This window comes from Enterococcus sp. DIV0901a (genome assembly GCF_051711525.1).
GTDB lineage: Bacteria > Bacillota > Bacilli > Lactobacillales > Enterococcaceae > Enterococcus_B > Enterococcus_B faecium.
The window spans coordinates 1,972,759-1,994,438 of the sequence record NZ_JBIOMW010000001.1 but is presented as its reverse complement, the minus strand read 5'-3'; the positions used below and the strand labels follow the sequence as shown (position 1 = coordinate 1,994,438).

Sequence of the window (21,680 nt, the reverse complement as noted above, 5' to 3'; positions counted from 1 at the left end):
GCAGGGCAAAGGAGCGAAAAAATCATGAAAGAAAACATCCATCCAGATTACCACCCAGTAGTATTCATGGATTCAACAACTGGTTTCAAATTCTTGTCAGGTTCAACAAAAACTTCACAAGAAACAGTTGAATGGGAAGACGGTAATACATACCCAGTCATCCGTGTCGAAGTAACTTCTGACTCACATCCATTCTACACTGGACGTCAAAAATTCACACAAGCAGACGGACGTGTGGACCGTTTCAACAAAAAATACGGTCTCAAAGACGCAAACGCTGCGGAATAATAAAAACGCTGATAACTCAACGTTTAGCAGACTATCTGATAGGGATAGTCTGTTTTTTTATGTTTTTTGCCAATTTAAAACTTCGTTTGATGCTGAAAAAGTCGTAGGATCATAATGCACAAAACAATGAAAAAAATAGTATATAGCTTTGACTATCAACATGATAAAGACACCTTTTATTAACGAAATGAAAGAAGGTTATTTCGAAGTAAAAAACCATTTACCTAAAATTAGAAGCTAAGCTTTCCTTTCAAGGAAGGCTTTTTGTTTTGTTATAGACTTGCGATTGTTTGTGAGCTAGATCGTTCATTTTAATGACTTATACACGCGGATGATGGGTCTTTTTCCTCTGTTCATTCATAATATTGAACGGTACAGCTAGCGATGCTATACTGACCTCAGTTCCAAGAAAACGTTAACATTTTTTTTGTGGGGGAGAGGTTTTTTATGAGGTTTGATCAATTGATCGCAGAAGAACTGATTGTTTTCGATCCATCGATAGATTCAAAAGGATCATTATTTGAGCGAATAGGGGATGTGTTGAAAAAAACAAATAAGGTAAGAAATGTTCAAAAAGTCGTTAAGGCACTATTCAAACGAGAGGAGGAGATCTCCACAGGAATAGAAGATGGATTTGGGATTCCCCATGCAAAAAGCAAATATGTGACAAAACCAGCACTGTGTTTTTTTCATACAGCCAAATTAACGGACTATAGCGGAATAGATGAAATGCCAATTGAATATATTTTTGCCATCGTAGTTCCTGAAAAATCAGCAGATATGCATCTAGAGATTCTCAGCACACTCTCCAGACGATTGATGAATGCAGATTTTAGAAAGGGAATAAAAGAAGCCACTACGCCAGCAGATATCATCAGACAGATTAGTCAAGAATGAAAATAGTAGAGTCTTTGTCCGAGTATCGATAGTGAAGAAAAAGGAGGAAAATAATCATGAAAATCGTTGGTGTAACTGCTTGCCCGACTGGAATTGCTCATACTTATATGTCGGCAGAAAAATTAGAAGTAACAGCAAGAAATCTAAACCATCAAGCAAAATTCGAAACACAAGGTGTAAAAACAGAAAATCAGTTATCTGAACAAGAAATCAAAGAGGCAGATGCAATCATTCTTGCAGTAGATAAAGAAATCGAATTGGACCGATTTGCCGGGAAAAAAGTAAAGCGTGTCTCTACAAGCCGAGCAATCAAAGAACCGCAAGTAGTAATAGACGAAGCATTGAGAGATATTGGCGTATTCGTTGTGTCTAATGAAAAAGAACCAGCTGCAAATGAGAAAAAGCCGACAATCTATAATCATTTCATGAATGGTGTGAATTACATGCTTCCATTTGTGATCGCAGGCGGAATCATCATCGCACTGAGTTTTGCCTTTGGGATTACAGCGGCTGATCCCAACTCAGCAGACTATAATGTGTTAGCAGCTGCATTTTCAAGGATCGGAGGAGATACAGCGTTTGCCATGATGGTTCCTGCGTTAGGCGCGGGGATTGCTACATCGATTGCTGGAAAAGCAGGTTTTGCCCCAGGAATTGTTGCCGGATTACTGGCCTCTACAGGTGGTTCAGGTTTTCTTGGCGGAATGATTGGTGGCGTGCTAGCAGGGTATATCTGTGATTTTCTGGCAAATAAAATTAGCGTAAAAAAAGAATTTTCTGCTATTTATCAGCTGATTGTCGTCCCCCTTTTATCGATCTTAATTATTGGGCTTTTGATGGTATTTGTGATTGAACAACCGATCACATGGGTGTTGGATGCTTTGACAAATTGGCTGAATAGCTTGGGAAATACATCCGGGCTATTGTTCGGATTACTTATCGGGATCATGATGGCAGCTGATATGGGTGGGCCGATCAATAAATCGATTTCGACTTTCTCGATCGGTTTGATGTCAGCTGGAGTAAATGCACCGATTGCTGCTTGTATGGCTGCAGGAATGACACCTCCCCTAGGTATTGCTTTAGCCACTTTATTATTCAAACATAAATTTACCAAAGAAGAACGGACTTCAGGTCAATCATGCTGGATTTTAGGCGCTTCGTATATTACAGAAGGTGCTATACCGTTTGCGGTATCTGACCCGATTCGCGTGATACCTAGTTTGATGACAGGTTCAGCAGTTGCTGCAGGGATTTCCATGGCAGCAGGAGTAACTTCAATGGCACCTCATGGAGGGATTTGGGTGATGCTAATTCCAAATGTTATGAACAATTTACCTATGTATGTCTTGGCAATTGCATCAGGTACAGTCACTACAGCTTTTATGCTTGGACTATTGAAAAAAACAGTGAAAGAGAAAAAACAAGACAAGTGGACGAAAAATGAAAATCTAACAAATGAGGTGGAAGCGTAATGTTATATACAATGAAAGAGTTATTGAAAGTGGCTAAAGAGAATCAATTTGCAGTACCAGCCTTCAATATTTGCAGCTATGATATGATGAAAGCAATCATCGAAGAAGCAGAGAGATTAGAAGCACCAGTAATCTTAGAAATTCATCCTGATGAAATCGCCTATTTAAGTGATGAGTTTGTTGCGGCAGTAAGAGCCTATGCTTATACAAGTAAACTGCCGATCGTTATCCACTTGGATCATGGCGGTACGATAGAAGATGTCTTACGGGCGATTCGAAACGGCTATTCTTCCGTGATGATCGATGCGTCTTTGAAATCATTCGACGACAATGTACAGATTACGAAAAAAGTGGTTGCGTTAGCTCATGCGGTAAATGTCTCAGTGGAGGCTGAGCTTGGAACGATTGGGAATAATGGTTCTGCTGAAGGAGGTGCTGAAACAATCATTTATACAGATCCTGATCAAGCGAAGATTTTTGTGAAAGAAACAGGAATCGATACACTTGCTGTAGCAATTGGAACAGCGCATGGCTTGTATCCGAAAAACAGAACTCCAAAATTAAATATCGACTTACTGAAAGAATTGAACCAACAAATCGATCTTCCATTTGTTTTACATGGCGGTTCAGGTAATCCGGACGCAGAAGTCAGCGAAGCAGTAAAATACGGAGTTGCCAAAGTGAATTTGAGCTCAGATCTTAAAAGCGTCTTTTTCAATGCTTTGAGAGAAATATTGAGTGAAAATCCATCGATGTACGAGCCGAATGCAATTTATCCAGCAGCTAATAAAAAGGTACAAGAAGTAGTCAAACATAAAATGGAAATTTTGAACACAGTAGGCAAGGCTAGTTTATACTAAAAATAAAAATGTGTGGTCAAGAGGGTATGACAATAGTCTTGTCATACCCTCTTAACCACACACGATGTTCAGAAGTAGTTTTTTCGAAAAATTTCTTCTTATTTCTCGAAGCCAATCACTTCTGTCACAACCTCTTTTTTCCTGTTACTATATAAAGTAAATGGGGTGATTTTATGTTGAATGAAGTGGAGAATAGACAGCAGGAGATTGTGAATTATCTAAAAAACAACCAATTTGCAAGAGTCACCGATTTGATCGAGTTAGTAAATTATAGCGAAGCCACGATTAAACGTGACCTTGTTTTTCTGGAAAAAAGTGGATTGATCCGTAGAGTTCGCGGTGGCGCCATGCTTGTTGACAATCGAAAAATTGACGTGCCTTACCTGATGAAGATCACCAAATTAGAAGAAGAAACAGAAAAACGTAAGATTGCAGATACAGCTTCTTCTTTGATTCGAGATGATATGGTCTTATTCTTGGATTCCAGTACAACCTCTTTACACTTAGTCAGAAACCTAGCAAGATTTGATGGTTTGCAGATCATTACGAATGGCATCGTCACAGCTGCTATGTTGAGTGAATATACAACGGCAAAAGTATCTGTATTGGGAGGGGCAATTGTTCCGAAACGAGCAACAATCAACGGTTCAAAAGCCTATAACGATGCATTGTCATATTATGCGGATTTAGCGATAATGAGTTGTCGCGGGCTAGATTTCAGCCAAGGAGTAACAGAAACTCATGAAGGAGAGGCAATGGTCAAAAAAGCTTTTAGAAAACAATCAGACCGGCTTGCCGTTTTAGTTACACAGCAAAAAATTGCACATAAATTCATGCATCAAGCCATTGCTTTTCATGAAATCGATTATCTGGTGACAAGTAAAGAACTGACAAAAGAACAGTATGCGAAAGTAAAGGAACACCATATCGAATGTCTGTATGGATAAATTATTACGTGAATGTTCTAAGTGGCTTCCTCATTTTTAGATAGGACCTTATCTTTGCTCGCTTCTCTTAGCCGATGGTATAATAATGAAAAGGTTATCTTGTTAGATAATCTTACTTTTTTATCCAGGAGAAAGGAGTGCAGAAAATGAAACATGTGAAGGCGTTGGTAGTGAAGGCAATCATGATCTGGGCGATTCTGTGGGTCGTGCTGACAGGTTTATACGGTGTTAGCTTTATGGATTCAACGATTGTTGGGGTAATTATTGTAGTCATGATCTATGTGCTAGGGGATCTGTTGATCTTACGTAAAGTAGGGAACATCGCAGCGACGATCGCAGATGCTGGTTCAGCTGCAGTTATCTTGTGGCTCTATCTATATTTTATGAATGATACAGTCGATATTTGGATGAAAGTATTGATTCCTGCTCTATTGATCGGTGTGGCAGAATGGTTCTTCCACAAGTGGTTGCTAAGTCAAGGCATCGTACCAGATGAACGGAAAATGGAATAAATCAACAGTTAAACTATTCTTATCGATAAATGAAAGCTTTAAAAATAAATAGATGTTTAATTAAGAATAATCATAAACTATTTTTACTCAAAAAACCGCTCAGATCATTTTCAGATCTGAACGGTTTTTTTTATCTATTCATCAAGATCAAATTTCATTTTTCAATGATTCAATCAATTCGCCCTCTGCTTCATGACTATGTTTTCGGCCATTAACAAGATAGAGTGCTGTACATATCAATGGAATGACTCCGGCAATCACATACAATCCTCTAAATGAAGTAAGAGATTTTAGCATCCCCATCAAATAAGGACCAACGCCTAAGCCTAGGTCTAAACCAATAAAGTAGGTAGATAAAGCAATACTGATTCGATGTTCGCGGACGATTTTTAAACAAACAGCCTGTCCATTTGACATAAACGTACCATAACCTAGGCCGACTAATGCTCCAGAGATAAGCAATGTCACACTATTCGTCGTTACACTCAGTAAAAATAATCCTGCTGTTAAGAATAAATAGCTAGGATACATCACGTATTGTTCTCCTTTGACATCGAAAATCCTTCCAGTCAATGGACGTGTAAATGTGATGACCAAAGCATATACGACGAAGAAAAATGACCCAGCAGCAACTAAGTGGATTACTTTTGTATAAGAAGATAAAAATGATAAAACACTTGAATAAGAAAGACCCATCAAAAAGGCAATTCCTGTAATGAAAAGTGCTTTCTTTTCAATAAAACTATTGATATTCCATGAGCGAAGAGATATTTTTTGTTCTTCAGATAATGGAATATTTTTTACAGGAAAGACAAGGCAGGCAATCGTAACAAAGAAGACCAGTACAATTGAAAACCAGATAATGAAACGAAAATCAGTCATATTCAGCAAAATCATTCCTAAAAATGGCCCAACAGCGGCAGCTAAACTAGTACTTAATCCATAATAATTGATGCCTTCCCCTTTTTTAGATGCAGGGATATATGCAGTAACGATAGCATTTGTAGCTGTAGAAACTGTACCGTAGCCGAATCCATTCAAGAATCGAACTAAATACAATGCCCCGATAGTTGGCGTATAAAGATATGCTAATGTTGAAAGGAGATAGAAGATCGCGCCGCCTCTTAAGGTAAACTTCCGACCAAATAGTTCTAACTGTTTCCCCATGAATAAGCGTGCCAGCAATGTTCCGATGATATAGATCCCAGAAGCAAAACCTGCTTGGCTCAAGCTGGCGTGTAAGGTGTCTTGCGCAATGACTGCCATGATGACCATCAACAGATAATAAATCAGGTAGACAATAAAATTGATCAATGTGATTCCAATAAAATATTTATTAAATAATTTCTTTTCCATGTATGTTATACATTCCCCTTAAGCTGAATATGCTTTTAATTTTTGTATTTGAACTTCTACATCGTGATAATTGGATGGATAGCGATCAACAAGTTGGCGAATAAATAAATCTCTTGTAGACATAAACAGATTTAAAAATTCTTCGCATTCGTTTGTTGGATTCTCATCCACTGCTTTGATCAATTCGATCGAGTTTTGATACGCATCATTTAAAAAGACTAAAGAAGCTTTCATATCAAATCTTGTTTGATATGCTGTTTCTAATCGATTAATGATTGTGTTCATCCAGTAATTCATGTTTTTTCCCTCTATTCTTAAAAAATTTTACTTCTGCAGTATAACGAATAAAAAAAAGGAAAAAAATCGCATAAGTGATGGAAAAAGGTACTTAACAAATGTTAATATCATTAGTAAAATACCTTTGGACTTTAAAAAGTTTTAAAGTACTGTATGATCTTTTTAGATGAAAGTTTGGATGGGGGAGCATCATTGGATAGTAGAGTCTTAAAGGAATATTTGGATAAAAATGATTTTCCGATTATACGCAAAGGATATCATAAATATTTGACATTCGAAGGGATGGAAGATTCCCATACGTATATCTTGAAAGAGGGAACGGTAAAAGCAAGTGTTATTTCAAATGATGGGAGAGAATTTAACCTTCGCTATATCAAAGATCTTGAAATCGTCTCTCTTTTAAAAGACGAATATTCACAATTCATCGATTCGCCGTATAATATTCGAGTTGAATCAGAATATGCAGAGTTTTATCGAATCAATCGTGTGCGCTTTTGGCAAAATATCAACCAAGACCCAAAGCTACAACACTATGTAAAAGAGTATTACCGCTATCGTCTGCTTTATTCGATGAAAAAAATGCAGCAAATGCTATTAAACGGAAAGCTGGGAGCTGTTTGTACGCAACTTTACGAATTATATGATTTATTCGGTGTGCGGACAGAAGAAGGGATGCTGATCGATTTTTCGATCACGAATGAAGAAATCGCCAAATTTTGTGGCATCTCAACTGCTAGCAGTGTGAACAGAATTTTAAAACAACTGAAAAAAGATGGTATTATCACCGTTAAAGACCATCATATCGTTATTTTGAATATGGACTTGTTAGAAGACAATATTATCTTTTGATGAACAAAGAGGTTGTGAAATCAGCGTTTTGACCTGAGTATTAGAGAAACAAACGGAAAAATAGTTCCTCATATTTTGCCGTTTTTTGAGCTAATACTGAGGGTCAGCTGATTGAACACCGTTTACCAAGAGGTTGTGAGCCTGCCGTTTAACTCTGAGTCACAAGGAACAATTTCAAAAAACAGCTTTTCATGTTTGATGAATATTGTGACTTGTGACCGAGGAGTTGGTAGGAGAACACCGTTTAAGGAAGAGGTTGTGAAAAAGCTGTTCTGCATCAAGTAATAAGAAGAGCCAAGTAAAAACAGTTTCTTATGTTTTTAACTTGGCTGGACTTATCACCGTAGATGTAAGCTTTTGAACGCCGTTTATTCGGGCTCATTGTCAAATGGTGTTGTTTTAATTAAATCACCTTGAGGAAACGTTTCGGCGTTTCCTCTTTTTTTTGTTATTAAATAATCTCACAGAGATTTTGTTGGATCAAGACTCGCATACGCAGATGTCGAAACGTCCGAAAGCCAAACGCGATGCGTTTAATGACCTTGATTAAATTGTTTTTCCCTTCCAATTTGCCGTTAGAATAGGGATATTTCAAAGCATTGATGATGCCTTTTTTATATTTGTTTAACGAAAGAATCGCTTTTTTAAATCCTTTATCCAATGATACTGGTAATGTGTCGATCAACTCGAAGAAGGCAGTAAAATCTTTTGTTTCCAAAGCAGCCAACAATTCCTGATAGACTTCATAACTTTCACGTAAGTGCTTATCGATTGAGAGCAGATAGTCTAGGACCTCTGATTCGGTCACGTATTTCCGTTGGAAAAGCGGAAATTGTCGAAGAGAAGTATAGTTGATTTTTGTTTCTTTCTTCAAGATCGTTCGCCAGTATTTTTTTAATTTACGATAATCTTTCATTGCTTTAGGATTGTTTTTCTTTAACTGGTTCATGGTTTGGATTCGTTGCTTATTGAAGGCACGAGTCAATTGTTGGACTATGTGGAACCGGTCGATCGATACACAGGCATTCGGAAAAAGAGCTCGTGTCACTACGTGATAAGAAGCATTCATATCCATTACGATATGAGTCACATTTTGCCTTGCTTTTAGGGTGAAGCGTTGGAAATAGGCGGTTAATTTAAAGTTTCTCCGATCATCTAAAATATCAAAAATCATTCCAGTGTCGGCATCACTGAGAATAAAGCACATCGCGCCTTCACAATCTTTGGTTCCTTTGAATTCATCAATCATCAAATGTTTCGGTAAGTAAGCAGGTTTTAACTGTGGTTCTTCAAAGAAAGAGTCTAGTACGCGTTCGACCGTTTTGGTCGATACAAAGTATCGAGCCGCAATATCTTTCATGGAGATCTTCTTCTTTAAATCAATAGCGATCGCAAATTTCAATGGTTGCGAAAGATAGCAGTTTTCAGCGACATAATCAGTTTTGGCTGTAAATGTGTGTCGACAATGTTTACAATAAAAGCGCTGCTTGAATAAACGAAGATAAGAAGGAACTTCTTGATAAGGAATCAGCTGGATCAAGCTCTCTTTATACGAATGATAAATCACTGTTTCAAAGCCGCACAGTTCGCAGTGGTGCGGTTTATAAGTCAATATTCCCGTAAAGACATTGGCCATTCGGCCATGGACCCGTTCTTTGGTCAGCGCATCTTTGGGAAAAGCGATGTTTGAATCTTTGATATTTAACAATTCTTTGATCATTTGGTCTGTATTTTCATCTTTTATTTTGATATTCTTAGGTAAAGACATTTGGATTCTCCTTCTATAAGTGGTTCAGCGACTTAATTATAGAGGAATCAAATGTCTTTTTGTTATAAAAAAATATTTGGTGTCCTTACTCGATTTGAGTAACAACACCAAATATCATAGAACCTTTATTCGCAACAAAAGGGGCTGTGACACGATTTTTGTCACAGCCCTTTTTTTGCGAACATTCATTTAGCAATTTTTAGAAACTTCTGCCGCCACCGCCAAAAGTCCCGCCACCGCTAGAATGGGTAGTACTTCCGCCACCGCCGCTTCCAGGAGGTGGGCTTTTGGGGATTCTTCTTGTCGTGACATAAGAATTTGTCAGACGATCGGTTTTTTCAGTTAATTTGATACTGGATTTTTCTCGGAATGGATATTTGTAGATGCCTGATTTCAATTGATAACGCGAAACAGTCACAAAATAAAAGACAAGACTAAGGATAAGAGCCAAAACAACAGCAATGATGATTTCTACTGTCGTCAAAACCTTATAGCGTGTAATTTTGCCAGTTTCTTCGTCTACACGATAATGTCCTCCTGGAACTCCGTCTTCCACATATGTTGCTGATTTAGACAGGTAAGCTTTTGCAGCATTGTAATAGGCAGCATTTGTCATCTGATCATAAACATCATCTAAGATCGAATCGATTCTGCTGTCAGTCAAATAATCGATCATATTACCAGAAGTCGAAATGTAGATTTCACGCTGTCCCATATCTAATAGCAATACTGAGCCATTTTGATCATTTCCGACTGCGTCTCTTAAGTAATTATCAGCAAAGTCTCTTGGTTCTTCTGAATTAGATGTAGTCGTTACGATCAAGACTCGTCCTTTGATTTTTTCATTCAGCTTTTCTGCCTGTTGTTCCAAAGATTGGATTTGATCTGTTGTAAATAACCCAGCCTCATCATTTACCGTAGCTGTATCTGCATGAGTAGCCACCGGCCAGCCAACACTTACTAGCAAAAGAAAGAATAAAAAAAATTTTTTCATCATATCAAGTAACCTCCGATCAGAAAGAGGATCGCTAGCCCAGCGAAAATCCCAAGAGCGGTCAGTCCCAATTTTTTCTGGCTGATCGGCAGGACACCGCTGACCTTTCCTGTTTGTCCATTCATTGCATAGTAGTAGACTTTTTTACTTGAGTCATTGCTTCGATAAGTAACCAGCCATACCGGCAGTAATACGTAATTATTTACTTCGTTTGTGATTGAAGCAGAAGTTCGCACACCGGTCAATGTTGTATATCCATTTGCGGTATCTTTTAACAGCTTCTCTGAATAGTCTTTTAATTCAGATTGAATCTGTGATTTGATTGCCTCATATTCGATATCTCTTTTTTCTGCTTGGAACCCGGCTAAATACTGGCTTTTAAAATCAATTGCTTTATCTAACGGGAAAGGTTGCACGCCTTCGACCATCTTTTGTTGCGTATTTTTTGATAAGGCATTTTTTACTAGTTCTTTAAAAGAAAGCTTGCCTGCTCTTGAAACAGCAAATTGCTTCGTTTCTGTGTATTCGATGTCACCTATCCGCCATATGCGGATAACTGTACCATTCGCCTGCATGGCACCATCTACTTCAGCATCTGTAGCCCAATAAGGGAAATACACACCTGTCAACTTATCGATTTGATCCTTATTGAAAAAAGCTTTGGGAACAAACCATTTTTTCTTGGTCCAAGCGAGAAATCTGTTGATTGCTTCTTCTTTCTCGACAGCAAAAGGAAGTACTTTATTTGGCAAGAATTCTCCGCTTAAACGTCCCGATAGTACGACGGGATTATGGCAGTAGTAACAATAAGTCGCAGCAGTTGTCGCATCAGTCACGATCTCTGCACCACAGTTGGGACAAAGAAAAAGATCCATCGCTGCGGTATTATCTGCAGATTCGTCTGCTGTATCTGAAAAACCGCCTGCCTCGTCAACCGCTTTGCGCTCGGCTTCATTCATATCGGCAAGCTGTTCTTGGGCTGTAAAAGTAAAATCTTCGGTAGGTGAAGGTTCTTCTTTGCTTTCTTCGCCAGCCATACGCGCTTCTTTTTGCTTTTGCTCATATTGGCTGACTTCTTCTTCTGTATAGATATTCAGGCAGTATTCGCAATGAAATTTTTGGTCTTTGGGATCAAAAGTCAACGGACCGCCGCAATTAGGACATTTATGTGTAAGAACATCCATCAGCTGCACACCTTTCTAAATAAATTAATCAACGGGGATTCCTTTAAACGGTTTACCACAGTTTGGACAGAATTTAGGGATGCCGTTGGAAAGATCCACGATCTCATTGCATTCACTGCATCGCATTTGTAGCTTAGGCTGAACGTTTTCTACAGGTTTGGCAGCTCCGCAGTTGGAACAGAATTTTCCGGAATTTTCTGTCCCGCAAACTGGACATGTCCAAGTATCCGCATTTCCTTGTGCAGTTTGTTGATTTTGTTTTTCTGCTTGTTGTTTGATTTGTTCTTGGTTATTTTGAGCTGCTTGAGAAAGATAAGAACCATTTGCATTCATTCCCATACCTACACCCATAAAGCCGGTCATTGCTCCTGCTTCATTTTTTCCGGCTGCTTCCATACCACGTGCAATGGAACCTTGCACGTATCCTTCACGTACGCTAGGATCACCTAGCATCGCCCCTTCGTTACGCATATTGATCAGTTTCACAGAATCATCGGTGTAAGAAATGCTGGCTACAGCCACAGAAACAATCTCCATCCCACGTAATTCACGCCAAGAATCATCCAATGCAGTATCCATGTATTTGCTTAATTCCAAACTCTTAGATGGTACATAAGAAATCCGTTGACCATCTGCAGACATCTGATTGATTGCTGATTGCAGCGCTGTTAGGAATTCAGCTAAATACTGCTCATTGATATCATTGATTTCCACTTGTGTTTTGTTTTTAGGGATTGCGTTTGTATAAAATAAAATCGGGTCAACGACATGAATAGAATAAGTGCCATGTGCCCGTAAGAATAATTCTGCGTTATAGAAATTGTCAAAGTAGTTCAACGGCGCGCTTGTACCGAATTTGATTCCCTTTATTTCTTGGAGATTGATATAAAAAACTTGTTGTTTCTGCGGTGTGACGCCGCCAAATTTAAATCGGTCAAAAGTTTCAGCAATTGCTTCTTTCAGTGTTCCGTTGAACATGGAAGGAGCTGCGTCATTTTTAATGGTGTAATAACCTTCCTCAGCGGTATAATCGATGATTTTTCCACCATCGACCAAAAGCATCATCATGTTTGGGTAGACATGGACGACTGTTCCGTCTGTCAAAACATCTTCTGTTCCTTTACGATTTGAGCCACGTTTGTCATCCTTGCGAACTTTGACACCTTTCGTCATAACCGTTGTATCACTCATATTGTCTGGTTCGATGACTTCTAGCCATTGATCTGCCAGACCGCCGCCGACCATACTTGTTGCTGCTTTGATAAGACCCATAAAAAATTCCTCCTCTGATTCAGCTAATGCCAAACAATTATTGTTTATTTATTATACCATAGGAAGAAGTGAAACTTCTCGGACTAGAGACGGAATTGAAATGGAAACTTGCGTATTGATTAAATACCTGAAAAAGCCGAGAAGGATAGTAGTTTTTTTACCCAATATCACGTATAATAAGAGATAGTGAATTTTTTAAAAAAGGGGGATCCTTATGGCATATCAAGCACTTTATCGAGTCTGGCGTTCGCAGCGTTTCGAAGACATCGTTGGACAAAAAGCTGTGACACAGACACTAAAAAATGCTATTGTTTCCCACAAAACCTCACATGCCTACTTGTTTACAGGACCCAGAGGAACCGGAAAGACGAGTGCAGCAAAGATTTTCGCAAAAGCAATCAACTGTCCGAACAGTAAAGACGGCGAGCCATGCAACGAATGCGAAATGTGTCGATCAATTACTGCTGGTACGCAAGAAGATGTGATCGAAATCGATGCTGCCAGCAACAACGGAGTCGAAGAAATCCGATTTATCCGTGATCGGGCAAATTATGCGCCTACAAAGGCAGCGTACAAAGTGTACATTATTGATGAGGTACATATGCTTTCAACAGGAGCTTTCAATGCCTTGTTGAAAACATTGGAAGAGCCAAAAGAAAGTGTCATATTCATCTTAGCAACGACCGAACCTCACAAAATACCAGCTACGATCATTTCACGGACTCAGCGATTTGATTTTAAACGGATCAATACGGCAGATATTGTCGAACATCTTGAATTTATCTTGAAAGAATCGACTATCAGCTATGAACCAGCTGCATTGAATGTGATTGCCCGTTCTGCAGAAGGCGGGATGCGGGATGCATTGAGTATTCTTGATCAGGCAATCTCGTTTAGTGAAGGAACAATTACTTTAGATGATGCCATGCAAGTGACAGGTAGCTTAACTGACGAAATGATGGACAGTTACTTGAGCGCTTGCGTGAAAAAAGAAGTACCAGAAGCATTGGAAACATTGAACCAAATTCTCGCAGCCGGCAAAGAATCACGTCGCTTTCTAGAGGATATGTTACAATACTGCCGTGACTTGCTGATGTATCAGCAAGCACCTAACCTAGTTGAGGAACAATCGAGTACGATCAGAAGTACATTTACAGAATTGGCACAAACTGTTTCAGCGGATCAGCTGTTTTCAATGATAAAGATTTTGAGCGATACTCAAAATGAAATTCGTTTTACCAATAGTGCCGCTATTTATTTGGAAGTCGCTACAGTCAAACTTGCTCAGCTACCGTCTGCTTCTGTTCCTTCAGCAGATGTAGCATTTGCAGATGATCAGATAGTAAAACAGCTACAACAAGAGATTAAGGAACTAAGAAACGAAATCAAGGAACTACGTAGTAATACAGGAATTGAGAATACAAAAGTACAGCCGGTACAGCAAACAAATCATAAAAAACAGACAAGTATCTATCGTGTACCGACGGAACGAGTATATAAAGTTCTGCGGGAAGCGACAAGACAGCATCTGAACCAAGTAAAAGAAGTATGGGAAGACTTGCTGATGAGTCTATCTGTCACTCAGCGAGCAATGCTTAAAGCAAGCGAACCAGTTGCAGCTGGACCTACAGGACTAGTGATTGCGTTTGATTATGAGATTGTTTGTCAAAGAGCAGCAAATGACGAAGAATTGCAGCTTTCGGTACACAACAACTTAAGCCGAATGATCAAAGATTATGCGCCTGATCCTGTTTATATTACGAGAGAAAGCTGGCCAGAACTTCGAAGAAATTATTTGACGCAGGCACAAGAAGAGGGAACAGAAAACTCTTTTGCTTCTGAAGACTCAGAAGGAGAAATCGAGTTGCTTCCTCAAGAACAAGAAGTACCAGAAGAAACACTTGTAGTAAAAGCAGAGGAACTGTTTGGCTCCGAAGCTGTTACAGTGGTAGATGATTAATAAAAAGGAGTAGATAATTATGATGCGTGGAATGGGCAATATGCAAGGCATGATGAAACAAGTACAAAAAATGCAAAAAGAAATGGCAGAAGCACAAGAGCTGCTAAATAAAACAGAGTTTACAGGTAAAGCCACCAATGAATTGGTCAAAGCGGTTTTTACAGGCGATCGTCGCATGAAAGATATCCAAATCAATGAAGAAGTCGTTGATCCTGATGATATCGAGATGCTTCAGGATCTTGTCGTAATGGCAGTCAATGATGCGATCGCACAAATTGATGTGGAAACTGAGAAAAAATTAGGGAAATACGCAAAAGGTTTGCCAGGATTTTAGTTTTAAACTGAAGGAGTAATGAATATGCAATATCCAGAACCAATTGCGAAACTGATCGACAGCTACATGAAACTTCCAGGAATCGGTCAGAAAACAGCGACAAGACTCGCCTTTTATACGATCGATATGAAAGATGAAGTAGTAAATGAATTTGCTAAATCTTTGTTAAGTGTAAAACGCGATTTGCATTTTTGTAGTATCTGCGGAAATATCACAGAAGAAGATCCCTGCGAAATATGTAGAAATCCTTCACGTGATCGAAGCGTTATCCTAGTGGTCGAAGAGCCGAAAGATGTAATGGCAATGGAAAAAATGCGAGAATATCACGGACTTTATCATGTTCTCCATGGTGTGTTATCACCGATGGAAGGGACAGGTCCAGAAGACATCAATATTTCTTCTCTGTTGCAGCGGCTGCATGATGCAGATGTAAAAGAAGTGATTATCGCAACAAATGCAACAACAGAGGGAGAAGCAACAGCTATGTATCTCTCACGTCTGATCAAACCCGCAGGTATCAAAGTGACTCGTCTAGCACATGGTCTGTCTGTAGGCTCTGATATCGAGTATGCAGATGAAGTTACTTTATTGAAAGCTGTCGAAGGAAGACGTGAGTTATAAATTTCTAATTAAGTGTTTTTTCAGATACAATATAAAAGCAGCACAAGAGATGGGGGCAACAATGTGAACGGACTATTTATTACAATCGAGGGGCCTGATGGTGCAGGAAAAACCAGCATCTTGAATGAACTTTACCCTCTTTTGAAAGAAGTAGCAAAAACAGAAATCATTCAAACAAGAGAACCAGGAGGCATTCCGATTGCTGAAGAGATCCGAGCAGTGATCCTTGATCCAAAAAATGATCGGATGGATGAACGTACGGAAGCACTGCTTTATGCAGCGGCAAGAAGACAACATCTAGTCGAAAAGGTTCTGCCTGCTCTGGCAAAAGGGAAAATCGTTTTATGCGATAGATTTGTCGACAGTTCTCTTGCTTATCAAGGTGCAGGCCGACGCATCGGCGTTACCGAGATTGCTCGGTTGAATGAGTTTGCTACAGAAGGTACTACGCCGGATTTTACCCTTTATCTTGACGTAGATTCAGACACCGGATTAAGAAGAATCAAGAAAAACAGACAAAATCAAATCGACCGTTTAGATTCGGAAGGTTTGGAATTCCACCAGCGTGTACGTCATGCTTACTTAAAGCTGGCAGAAGAGAATCCGGAAAGAATCCACAAAGTTGATGCAAGAAAAAGCTTTGAAGAAGTGCTGCAAACAAGTTATCATACAATTATTGAACAGTATCCGCAATTTTTTGAAAACTAGGAAGGTGAACGTTTATGAAAATTATTTTAGCGATTATCCAAGACAAAGACAGCAACCGTTTATCAAATGAATTGATTGATGCAAATATCCGTGCCACAAAACTATCATCGACAGGCGGCTTCCTTAAGGCTGGAAACAGCACGTTTATCGTGGGTATTGAAGATGACCGTGTAGAAGAAGCATTGGAAATCATCAAAAAAACGTGTGAATCAAGAAAGCAATTTGTATCTACACCTGTTACACTGGATATTTCGATGGATGGGGGCGTCCCTTATCCAGTAGAAGTAGAAGTAGGCGGTGCCACAGTCTTCGTCTTACCTGTTGAAGGATTCCATCAATTTTAGGAGGAGCTGAGCTATGAATCAAGAAATAAACTTGGCTCAAATGCAACCGATCGTGTATCAGCAGCTTCAACGGAGTTTTGAGCATGGGCGTATCGCTCATGCTTATCTTTTTGAAGGGGAGAAAGGAACAGGAAAACATGAAGTAGGTATATGGCTTGCACAGCACCTGTTCTGTACCCAAATGAAAGACAATCTGCCTTGTGGAAAATGCAACAATTGTCAGCGGATCGAAAAGAAAGAACATCCAGATGTTTTGGTTATTGAACCGGAAGGACAAACCATCAAAGTCGATCAGATCAGACGTTTGCAGACGGAATTCAGTCGCAGCGGTTACGAATCAAGAAAAAAAGTTTTTTTGATCAAAGAAGCTGAAAAAATGAATAGCAGTGCGGCAAACAGTTTGTTGAAATTCTTGGAAGAGCCCCCTGGAGATTTTTTAGCGGTGTTAGAAACAGATGCAGTAGGAAGAATTCTCCCTACTATTCAATCTCGTTGTCAAGTTCTGCATTTTCAAGAACTTTCGAAAGAAGCACTGATCCATCGATTGCAAGAAGAGCAGATTCCATTGGAAAAAGCAAAACTTTTGGCTTTCTTAACAAACAGTTTAGGAAAAGCAGTTGAAATCTCTCAAGATGAATGGTTTAATGATGCTAAGGACTTGATTTATCAATGGTTCGTTTACTTGCAAAAGCAAGATACTCAAGCCTTTATCTATGTCCAAAAAAAATTGGTAAAATCATTTAAAGAAAAAACACAACAGTTTACAGGATTATCTGTCTTGATGTTTTATTATCAGGAAGCACAGCGTCAAGCAGTAGCAAACGGCGAATATGGCAAAGTGAAACAGATAAACCAGATAATTGAACGGATATTGATCGCAGAGCAGAAACTACGCAGCAATGTCAGTTTTCAGGCTGTTGCGGAACAGTTCGTTTTGCATACGATTTTTTAGCTTGCCGCAAAGGATGATGATCAAGGAGGATGGAAATGGTAGAAGTAGTAGGTGTCCGATATAGAGATGCAGGTCATATCTATTATTTTGCACCAGGAGACTCTGAATATGTTTATAATGACAAGGTATTAGTCGAATCTCAGCAATCCTTACATATTGCTACTGTTGTCCTTCCTAAAAAAGAGATTGATCCCAATGACCTTCCTGAAGCTATCCGTCCGATCTTGCATAAAGCGTCACAAGCTGAATTAGAAAAAGACAAAAAAAACAAAAAAGATGCTCATGATGCATTGAAAATCGCAAAAGAAAAAGTGCAGTTGCGTGAGTTGGAAATGAAAATGGTCAAAGCTGAATACACATTTGATCGAAATAAATTGATTTTTTCTTTCACGGCGGACGGGCGAATTGACTTTAGAGAATTGGTAAAAGATCTGGCCGCTGTATTTCGTACTCGTATTGAGCTTCGACAAATTGGTGTCCGCGATGAAGCAAAGATAATAGGCGGAATTGGTCCATGTGGGCGTCCATTATGCTGTTCTTCTTTTTTAGGCGATTTCGTGCCTGTATCAATCAAAATGGCAAAAGATCAAAGTTTATCTTTGAATCCAACAAAAATTTCCGGTTTATGCGGACGCTTGATGTGCTGTCTGCAATATGAGAGCGAAGAATACGAGACAGCGAAAAAAGAACTCCCTGACTTTGGAAAAGTAATTGCTACACCTGATGGTAAAGGGAAAGTCGTAGGGTTGAATCTGCTTAGCCGTATCGTTAGTATTCGGCTGACTGGACGGGAAAATCCTGTCGAATATGAATGGGATGAATTGAAAGAATTTATCCAAGTAGGTGAGATGAATGGATAAGAGATCATTATACGACGGATTGAATCAATTAGAATCAGAGTTGAGAAATACATTAACAGAACTTGTTGAAATGAAGCATGCTTTGCATGAGATCGTAGAAAAAAATACAACTTTGGAGATGGAAAATCAACGTCTGCGGGAACACCTGCGGGAATTGAACCAAGTTGCACAAGCTCCAGCTGAAAATGTGAAGCAGGAACTTTCTAAGTCTCGTATGAATCTTGAAAAAATTTATGAAGAAGGATTCCATGTCTGCTACGATTTATATGGATCAAGAAGGGACAATGACGAGCCTTGTGCGTTTTGTCTAGAAGTGATCTATCGCGAAAGCGGTCGATGACCAATAACAAGAGGAGACTGGAGCGGAGAAATACTGCTCCAGTCTTTTTATTAAGGAGATTGTGACAGATGTATAATCAAAAAAGTTTCAAGGGAAATCCGGTATATGGGGATTTATATCTTGTACCGACGCCAATTGGAAATTTAGAAGATATGAGCTACAGAAGTGTTCGTATGCTGCAAGAATCCGATCTTATCGCAAGTGAGGATACGCGTAATACACAAAAGTTATTGAATCATTTTGAAATCCATACACCCCAAAAAAGTTTACATGAACATAATTATAAAGAACGTGTCCCTCAATTGATTGCTTTGTTAAAAGAAGGAAAAACGATTGCTCAAGTCAGTGACGCAGGAATGCCTTCCATCAGCGATCCTGGACATGAGCTAGTTTTAGCCTGCATAAAAGAAGGGATTTCTGTGATCTCTATCCCAGGACCTACAGCTGGGATGACGGCTTTGATTGCTTCAGGGCTAGTGCCTCAACCATTTTTATTTTATGGCTTCCTTCCACGTAAGAAAAAAGAACAGAAAGAAACATTGAAAAAGCTAAAAGAACAGACAGCTACGCTGATTTTTTATGAGTCACCTTATCGGATCACTGCTACATTGACAAATTTCTTAGAAATTTTTGGAAATCGCCAAGTCGTTTTGTGTCGAGAATTGACAAAAGTCCATGAAGAATACCTTAGAGGAAGTACGGAAGAGCTACTCGCTTATATCGAAGAACATCCAGTAAAGGGTGAATGTTGTCTGCTTGTAGAAGGGAATTTGTTTGAAACGCCAGTGACGGAAGTTGATGAAGAGTTGGGAACGTTAAAGGAACAAGTAGAAGCAAAGATCGCTTCAGGCGAAAAACCAAATGCTGCTATCAAAGCAGTAGCGCTGAAAAATGGGCTGAAAAAACAAGAAGTCTACCGTCAGTACCATGAATTAGACTGAGATAGTATAAGTTGTCTATAATGAAAGACTAATGGGGAAATCAGCTACTAACTTTTCAAATCTCTTGAACGCGAACGAATGTTCTTGTATAATAAATAAGAGGTGAGGATGATGGAGCTGCAATTTCCTTTACATAATGATACATCAAGAAAAATCATTCATATTGATATGGATGCTTTTTTCGCTTCGGTTGAAGAACGAGATCATCCTGAGTTTCGCGGACATCCATTAGTAATTGCCAGACACCCCAGTGACACTGGCGGGCGTGGAGTAGTGACTACAGCAAATTATGAAGCAAGAAAATTCGGAATTCATTCAGCAATGAGTGCACAAAAAGCGTATGAGCTTTGTCCGCAAGCCATCTTTAAGCCTGGCGACCATCATAAATACAGCGATATTTCCAAACAAGTACGGGAAGTATTCTATCGTTATACAGATATTGTGGAACCAGTTAGTATCGATGAAGCGTATCTTGATGTGACCGAAAATAAAATCAATTGCAAGTCAGCCATCAAAATCGCCCGAATGATCCAAGCAGATATTTGGGAGAGTGTCCAGCTAACATGTTCTGCGGGAGTAAGTTACAATAAGTTTTTGGCCAAATTAGCATCAGACTATCAAAAACCTAGAGGAATCACGGTAGTTGCCCCTCAAGACGCTGTGCCATTTTTAAAAGCTTTGCCAATTGAAAAATTTCATGGGGTAGGGAAGAAAACTGTACCTAGAATGCATGAGCTAGGGATTTATACAGGAAAAGACCTATATGAATGCACAGAAATGATGTTGATTCGAAATTTTGGAAAAATGGGCTATTCTCTTTATCGTAAAGTCAGAGGAATCCATGATTCTCCAGTAAACGTTACAAGAGAGCGAAAATCTGTGGGAAAAGAGCATACTTATGGGCAGCCGTTGCAAACGGAAGAAGCAGTGCTGACTCAGTTGCGCCAACTAGCTGAAAAAGTAGAAGAAGCACTGAGAAGAGTCCAAAAACATGGGAAAACAGTAGTTTTGAAGGTCAGGTACACGGACTATTCTACTGTGACCAAAAGAGTGACATTGCCAGAATATATCTATAAAAAAGAAGCACTCTTTTATCAAGCAAGCCTTATATGGGAGGAAATCTTGGGAGTAGAAAAAGGGATCCGATTGTTAGGGATTACTTTGACGAATCTGGACCCGATGACTTATGAAAACATCGTCCTTCCATTATGGGAAAATCAAGAAATATAAAAACAGCTTTGAGAGTTGAAACCGGAAATCCGTTTTCTCTCCCAAAGCTGTTTTTATATTAAGTCTTGCTTTTTGATTTGTTCATAGGTTTCTGTTGCATCCGTACATTTTTCCCAAATCACAACTTGATTGGATTCTAAAGATTTTTGGACGTCAATGATCCGCTGGTTGCTACTTCCGCGAAATTGTAGTTTTAGGTCACGTTTGCTTAATTCAAAGCGTCCGTCAACAAGGATATCGATTTGCGAAAGGAGTTCTAATTTATCTTCTGAATCTTGTAGCAATTCATCAAAGGTATAGCCTGTCCATGACCAGATATCTTTTGTCGTACCGAACTCTTTTCGGATACGTCGTACGACTTGCAGACAAACATCTGTATTCAAAAAAGGTTCGCCACCAAGTAAAGTTAAACCTTGCACGTAATCGTTGCGCAAGTCAGCGATGATTTGTTCTTCTAATTCAGGTGTGAATGGTTTGCCATATCGGAAATTTTGTGCAGCTTTGTTGAAGCAGCCTTCGCAGGCAAATAAGCAGCCACTAACGTAAAGACTGTTGCGGACACCTTCACCATCGACAAAATTAAACGGTTTGTAGTCAGCAATATAGTTTTGGCTGTAGTCTTTTGCTAACCATTCTTTTGGTTTTGGATTTCTCATAAAAAAACTTCTTTCATTTAAGGTTCAAAGATATA

General features: G+C 39.1%; 24 protein-coding genes. 17 read left to right on the top strand and 7 right to left on the bottom strand.

The features are described from left to right. Nucleotides 1-24 precede the first annotated feature (24 nt). The 6 genes from IGL70_RS09620 (at nucleotide 25) to IGL70_RS09595 (ending at nucleotide 4,979) form a co-directional block, all read left to right on the top strand. Nucleotides 25-288 carry a type B 50S ribosomal protein L31 gene (locus tag IGL70_RS09620; RefSeq protein WP_002290330.1) on the top strand — a complete coding sequence of 88 codons (264 nt, stop codon included), beginning with the start codon at nucleotides 25-27 and terminating at the stop codon, nucleotides 286-288. Nucleotides 289-735: 447 nt separating this feature from the next. Next, entirely contained in the window at nucleotides 736-1,185 is a 450-nt protein-coding gene (locus IGL70_RS09615; RefSeq protein WP_002296225.1) for a PTS sugar transporter subunit IIA, read from the top strand. A 56-nt stretch (nucleotides 1,186-1,241) separates the two neighbouring features. Beyond that, on the top strand, nucleotides 1,242-2,660 hold the full coding sequence (locus IGL70_RS09610) for a PTS fructose transporter subunit IIC (RefSeq protein ID WP_016628023.1): 1,419 nt from the start codon (nucleotides 1,242-1,244) through the stop codon (nucleotides 2,658-2,660). Further along, nucleotides 2,660-3,520 (top strand): ketose-bisphosphate aldolase, encoded by an 861-nt coding sequence (locus IGL70_RS09605; RefSeq protein ID WP_002289226.1) that lies wholly within the window; start codon nucleotides 2,660-2,662, stop codon nucleotides 3,518-3,520. Before IGL70_RS09610 ends, IGL70_RS09605 begins: the two co-directional genes overlap by 1 nt. Before the next feature lie 173 nt (nucleotides 3,521-3,693). Beyond that, nucleotides 3,694-4,467: a DeoR/GlpR family DNA-binding transcription regulator gene (locus IGL70_RS09600; RefSeq protein WP_104873899.1), complete on the top strand. Its 774-nt coding sequence runs from the start codon at nucleotides 3,694-3,696 to the stop codon at nucleotides 4,465-4,467. 146 nt (nucleotides 4,468-4,613) lie between these two features. Beyond that, on the top strand, nucleotides 4,614-4,979 hold the full coding sequence (locus tag IGL70_RS09595) for a DUF2512 family protein (RefSeq protein WP_002289228.1): 366 nt from the start codon (nucleotides 4,614-4,616) through the stop codon (nucleotides 4,977-4,979). Between the two features lie 147 nt (nucleotides 4,980-5,126). Here IGL70_RS09595 and IGL70_RS09590 read toward each other — a convergent pair whose 3' ends face one another. Together IGL70_RS09590 and IGL70_RS09585 are read right to left on the bottom strand one after the other, a co-directional pair. Further along, entirely contained in the window at nucleotides 5,127-6,335 is a 1,209-nt protein-coding gene (locus IGL70_RS09590; protein WP_002294047.1) for an MFS transporter, read from the bottom strand. An 18-nt stretch (nucleotides 6,336-6,353) separates the two neighbouring features. Then, nucleotides 6,354-6,632 carry a hypothetical protein gene (locus IGL70_RS09585; protein ID WP_002289230.1) on the bottom strand — a complete coding sequence of 93 codons (279 nt, stop codon included), beginning with the start codon at nucleotides 6,630-6,632 and terminating at the stop codon, nucleotides 6,354-6,356. A gap of 192 nt (nucleotides 6,633-6,824) precedes the next feature. Here IGL70_RS09585 and IGL70_RS09580 point away from each other — a divergent pair, with 192 nt between their 5' ends. Further along, nucleotides 6,825-7,481, top strand: a complete 657-nt coding sequence (locus IGL70_RS09580) for a Crp/Fnr family transcriptional regulator (RefSeq protein ID WP_002289231.1) — start codon at nucleotides 6,825-6,827, stop codon at nucleotides 7,479-7,481. Between the two features lie 451 nt (nucleotides 7,482-7,932). Here the strand turns inward: IGL70_RS09580 and IGL70_RS09575 are convergent, their stop codons facing one another. The 4 genes from IGL70_RS09575 to IGL70_RS09560 all read right to left on the bottom strand — a co-directional run bounded on the left by IGL70_RS09575 (nucleotide 7,933) and on the right by IGL70_RS09560 (nucleotide 12,699). Beyond that, nucleotides 7,933-9,249, bottom strand: coding sequence for an ISL3 family transposase (locus IGL70_RS09575; RefSeq protein ID WP_104770650.1), 1,317 nt, complete (start codon nucleotides 9,247-9,249; stop codon nucleotides 7,933-7,935). A gap of 199 nt (nucleotides 9,250-9,448) precedes the next feature. Continuing rightward, nucleotides 9,449-10,246: a TPM domain-containing protein gene (locus tag IGL70_RS09570; protein ID WP_104856138.1), complete on the bottom strand. Its 798-nt coding sequence runs from the start codon at nucleotides 10,244-10,246 to the stop codon at nucleotides 9,449-9,451. Next, nucleotides 10,243-11,427 (bottom strand): hypothetical protein, encoded by a 1,185-nt coding sequence (locus IGL70_RS09565; protein WP_002298878.1) that lies wholly within the window; start codon nucleotides 11,425-11,427, stop codon nucleotides 10,243-10,245. Before IGL70_RS09565 ends, IGL70_RS09570 begins: the two co-directional genes overlap by 4 nt. Nucleotides 11,428-11,451: 24 nt before the next feature. Further along, the gene (locus IGL70_RS09560) at nucleotides 11,452-12,699 is read right to left on the bottom strand and encodes an SPFH domain-containing protein (protein ID WP_002294044.1); all 1,248 of its coding nucleotides are present in this window, start codon (nucleotides 12,697-12,699) and stop codon (nucleotides 11,452-11,454) included. A gap of 214 nt (nucleotides 12,700-12,913) precedes the next feature. On the opposite strand from IGL70_RS09560, the gene dnaX reads away from it, so the two are divergent. From dnaX to dinB, 10 genes are all read left to right on the top strand, one after another. Beyond that, nucleotides 12,914-14,659 carry a DNA polymerase III subunit gamma/tau gene (gene dnaX / locus IGL70_RS09555; RefSeq protein ID WP_104873657.1) on the top strand — a complete coding sequence of 582 codons (1,746 nt, stop codon included), beginning with the start codon at nucleotides 12,914-12,916 and terminating at the stop codon, nucleotides 14,657-14,659. A gap of 19 nt (nucleotides 14,660-14,678) precedes the next feature. Further along, nucleotides 14,679-14,993 (top strand): YbaB/EbfC family nucleoid-associated protein, encoded by a 315-nt coding sequence (locus tag IGL70_RS09550; protein WP_002292337.1) that lies wholly within the window; start codon nucleotides 14,679-14,681, stop codon nucleotides 14,991-14,993. A 24-nt stretch (nucleotides 14,994-15,017) separates the two neighbouring features. Continuing rightward, entirely contained in the window at nucleotides 15,018-15,614 is a 597-nt protein-coding gene (gene recR / locus IGL70_RS09545) for a recombination mediator RecR (protein WP_002296223.1), read from the top strand. A 63-nt stretch (nucleotides 15,615-15,677) separates the two neighbouring features. After that, complete coding sequence (tmk, locus tag IGL70_RS09540; RefSeq protein WP_002294039.1) at nucleotides 15,678-16,322, top strand: dTMP kinase; 645 nt, start codon at nucleotides 15,678-15,680, stop codon at nucleotides 16,320-16,322. Nucleotides 16,323-16,336: 14 nt separating this feature from the next. Continuing rightward, nucleotides 16,337-16,666 carry a cyclic-di-AMP receptor gene (locus IGL70_RS09535; protein WP_002292340.1) on the top strand — a complete coding sequence of 110 codons (330 nt, stop codon included), beginning with the start codon at nucleotides 16,337-16,339 and terminating at the stop codon, nucleotides 16,664-16,666. Between the two features lie 13 nt (nucleotides 16,667-16,679). Further along, nucleotides 16,680-17,618, top strand: a complete 939-nt coding sequence (gene holB, locus IGL70_RS09530; RefSeq protein WP_002288071.1) for a DNA polymerase III subunit delta' — start codon at nucleotides 16,680-16,682, stop codon at nucleotides 17,616-17,618. Between the two features lie 35 nt (nucleotides 17,619-17,653). Next, nucleotides 17,654-18,478 (top strand): PSP1 domain-containing protein, encoded by an 825-nt coding sequence (locus IGL70_RS09525; RefSeq protein WP_002298875.1) that lies wholly within the window; start codon nucleotides 17,654-17,656, stop codon nucleotides 18,476-18,478. Next, a complete protein-coding gene (locus tag IGL70_RS09520) occupies nucleotides 18,471-18,818 on the top strand; it encodes a DNA replication initiation control protein YabA (protein WP_002288076.1) in 348 nt (115 codons plus the stop codon). Before IGL70_RS09525 ends, IGL70_RS09520 begins: the two co-directional genes overlap by 8 nt. Nucleotides 18,819-18,886: 68 nt before the next feature. Continuing rightward, nucleotides 18,887-19,759: a 16S rRNA (cytidine(1402)-2'-O)-methyltransferase gene (rsmI, locus tag IGL70_RS09515; protein ID WP_002318291.1), complete on the top strand. Its 873-nt coding sequence runs from the start codon at nucleotides 18,887-18,889 to the stop codon at nucleotides 19,757-19,759. Between the two features lie 108 nt (nucleotides 19,760-19,867). After that, nucleotides 19,868-20,989 (top strand): DNA polymerase IV, encoded by a 1,122-nt coding sequence (gene dinB, locus IGL70_RS09510; RefSeq protein ID WP_002294035.1) that lies wholly within the window; start codon nucleotides 19,868-19,870, stop codon nucleotides 20,987-20,989. A gap of 53 nt (nucleotides 20,990-21,042) precedes the next feature. Here dinB and nrdG read toward each other — a convergent pair whose 3' ends face one another. After that, on the bottom strand, nucleotides 21,043-21,645 hold the full coding sequence (gene nrdG, locus IGL70_RS09505) for an anaerobic ribonucleoside-triphosphate reductase activating protein (RefSeq protein WP_002288081.1): 603 nt from the start codon (nucleotides 21,643-21,645) through the stop codon (nucleotides 21,043-21,045). Nucleotides 21,646-21,680: the final 35 nt, after the last annotated feature.